Raw genomic sequence first — 2,849 nt, forward strand, 5'->3', positions numbered from 1 at the left:
TACATTCTTACTGCGGGAACATTCCCCCGCGCGAGTACGAGGAAGCGTTCAACCGGTCACGTGGCACAGCGACCTAGACCGGCTGAGAACCAACAATCTGAGCCTCCAACATCGCCGGGGCGGTCCACACTGTCCCCAGGCCCGGCCGACAACAGATCCACACTCGCCGCCTCGGGCGTGTACCCCAGCCAGCGGAACCCCTCCAGCACCACATAACCGCGGCCGAGCGGCTCCCCCTCTGGCCGATTGCCGCGCCGCTTCTCGTAGCCCTCGCGGGTCGAATCCATCAGCACATCGGTGTCGGGCCCGATGACCTGCCGCTCGATGGTCGGCTCGAACACCTTCGTTCCCCACTGCATGCCCGCCCGGACGGCGATATGGACTGCGGCCAGCAACGCCCCGCGCGGCGTTCGCGCGAACCCTGCCGCCAGATCGTCCGTGGTCTTGTGCGGGCCGTCTTGCACCGAGTAGGGGAGCAGGACGCCGTGATAGTCCCGCCACGACACTCCGGTGAACGACACCTGCGGCGTGTTCACGATCTGCTCGGCATGCGTCGTCGTCCGGACGACCACCGGGGTGCCCTTCGGGGCCGTCCGGAACACCGGAGGCACCACCGCACCGACCAGGACACCGCCGCCGACCACCACCACCGCGACAGTCCGGCCACGGCGCCACCACGGGACGCCTTCTCGCCTTCGACTCATTTGAAGAACACCCCGACGATCGGAGCCGCCGTCGCCGCCAAGCTGAGCCCGCCGAGCACCCACGGGATGCCCGTCGCGCCGTCGGCGGCGAAGGTGGACCGGTTCTTGCGCCCGATGGCCATCTGCCCCGCGCAGATGAACAAGCCGGCGACGCCGCAGATCAGCACGCCCCACTTGCCCCACGCCAGCAGCGTCTCCATCTTCTGATCCAGCCCCGGCGGCGCAGCCGGAGGCGGATCAGGCACCTCGACATCCCCGTCCAACGGCGGCAGCGCCGCGAGCACGGCGGGCGTGACGAAGGTCAGCACGATCGCGGCCCCCATCCGGCCAGGCGGCGGAGCTCGGCCAGGGCCTGACGGGCTCTGCCCGGCAGAGCGACCACACGCGGGTCCTCCACCAGCCGCAGCGCCCGCACATGCGGGACGCGCACCACGCCGGCGACCCGTCCTTGCAGCAGCGCGAACCGGGCCGTGGCGTCCCGCGACTCCGGACCGCCGTCACTGACGACCGCCAACGCCGCCACCCGCTGGCCCCAGTCCCGCAACGCGCCGATCGCCGTCGTGGCGTCCTTGGCCGCCACTGCGGTGTTGCGCACCACCAGGACCACCGGGCGGCCGTTGGCCTGCAGCGGCGACCGGCCCGCCTTCAGCAGCGGCGCGATCGACCCCATGTCCCACGCCGCCGGCAGCAGCGCCGCCAGCGTGGAGGTCCCCGCGCCGCCGTGCGTGCCGGCCACGACCACGTCCAGCACCTCACCCACCTGGCCGCCTGCTCGGCCGCTGGCATGGTCGGCCGGGATCGGTCTGGTCTGTCGAAGACTCACCTGCACACCCCCGAATCGATGCTCACAGTTGCTGGTCGATCACCGTACGTGGCAACATGACAGAGCGCAAGCATCGCCAAACAACTTCTGAGAACGTCAACACGCCGAACAACGTGCTTCCGCAGCACCCATCCACCACACTGAACAGGGACGACCGTGACCGCCCACCCAGGAGCCCTAGCGATGACCGAGACACCCGGCCGCGACCCCGACGTCCTCACCACCGCCGAACTCGCGACCAAGCTCGGCCTCTCGCCCCAGACCGTCCGCCGGATGGCCAACGCCGGGCAGATCCCCGCCCTCAAAACCGGCAAGGACTTCCGCTACTCCTGGCAAGCAGTCCGCGAGGTGCTGCGGCAGCCCCACCAGCAACCCGGGGAAGCCGCCGATGACCCAGCCACCGAGCCTCAGCCCAAGAAGGGCGCCGGCCACCGCGCCCAACGCCAAGCCCGCACCGGCGCCCACACCACCGACTAGGCAACCCATTCCACCCCGGCGGCCCACCCGGTGAAGGCCGCCATCGTCACCGCCGCGTGCGGCGCCGTCCTCGCGCTCCCGCTGGGCCTGCTCGCCCTGGCCGCCGACCGCAACCCGGCCGCAGGAGCCGCCTCAGAACTGGCGGGCGCACCCACCGCCGAAGCCAAACGCGACATCCCACCGGCCTACCTGCGCTGGTACCTCGACGCCGCCCACACCTGCCCCGGCCTGCCCTGGAACGTCCTGGCCGCCATCGGCAAGACCGAATCCGACCACGGCCGCTCCACCGCCCCCGGCGTCCACACCGGCGAAAACCACGCCGGAGCCGGCGGCCCCATGCAATTCCTCGCCGCCACCTGGACCGCCTACGGCGTCGACGCCGACCACGACGGCCGCAAAGACCGCTACAACCCCGCCGACGCCATCCACGGAGCCGCCCACTACCTGTGCGCCAACCACGCCGGCAAAGGCGGCGCACACCTGCGCCGCGCGATCTGGCACTACAACCACTCCGACACCTACGTCCGCAACGTCCTGGCCCAAGCCGCCCGCTACGCCACCCCCACCACCAGCCGACGCGGCGCCACCGCCGTCCGCGCCGCCCTGCGCTGGCTCGGCACCCCTTACTCCTGGGGCGGCGGCGGACCCACCGGACCCACCTACGGCTTCGCCCAAGGCACCGGCATCAAGGGCTTCGACTGCTCCGGCCTCACCCAATACGCCTGGGCCCAGGCCGGCATCCGCCTACCCCGCGTCGCCGCCGACCAATACAACACCGGCACCCACATCCCCAGAACCCAACTCCAACCCGGCGACCTGCTGTTCTTCGCCACCAACCCCAACGC

The 2,849-nt window shown here is 71.1% G+C and carries 5 protein-coding genes; 2 read left to right on the top strand and 3 right to left on the bottom strand.

All coding sequences use genetic code 11. From position 1 onward, the window contains the following. Positions 1–56: 56 nt before the first annotated feature. The 3 genes from ETD96_RS43075 to ETD96_RS43085 are packed head-to-tail and all read right to left on the bottom strand — an operon-like array spanning position 57 to position 1,464. Positions 57–650: a DUF8175 domain-containg protein gene (locus ETD96_RS43075; protein ID WP_138642238.1), complete on the bottom strand. Its 594-nt coding sequence runs from the start codon at positions 648–650 to the stop codon at positions 57–59. A 50-nt stretch (positions 651–700) separates the two neighbouring features. After that, entirely contained in the window at positions 701–1,012 is a 312-nt protein-coding gene (locus ETD96_RS43080) for a hypothetical protein (protein WP_205719754.1), read from the bottom strand. Further along, complete coding sequence (locus ETD96_RS43085) at positions 1,006–1,464, bottom strand: hypothetical protein (RefSeq protein ID WP_138642239.1); 459 nt, start codon at positions 1,462–1,464, stop codon at positions 1,006–1,008. The genes ETD96_RS43080 and ETD96_RS43085 overlap by 7 nt, the downstream gene beginning before the upstream one ends. Before the next feature lie 246 nt (positions 1,465–1,710). Between ETD96_RS43085 and ETD96_RS43090 the strand changes: the two genes are divergently transcribed. Beyond that, positions 1,711–2,004: a helix-turn-helix domain-containing protein gene (locus ETD96_RS43090; RefSeq protein ID WP_138642240.1), complete on the top strand. Its 294-nt coding sequence runs from the start codon at positions 1,711–1,713 to the stop codon at positions 2,002–2,004. A gap of 30 nt (positions 2,005–2,034) precedes the next feature. After that, positions 2,035–2,849, top strand: an 815-nt coding sequence (locus ETD96_RS47850) for a C40 family peptidase (protein WP_138642241.1), incomplete at its 3' end; no start/stop codon positions are given.

The organism is Actinomadura geliboluensis, assembly GCF_005889745.1.
Classification (GTDB): Bacteria; Actinomycetota; Actinomycetes; order Streptosporangiales; family Streptosporangiaceae; genus Spirillospora; species Spirillospora geliboluensis.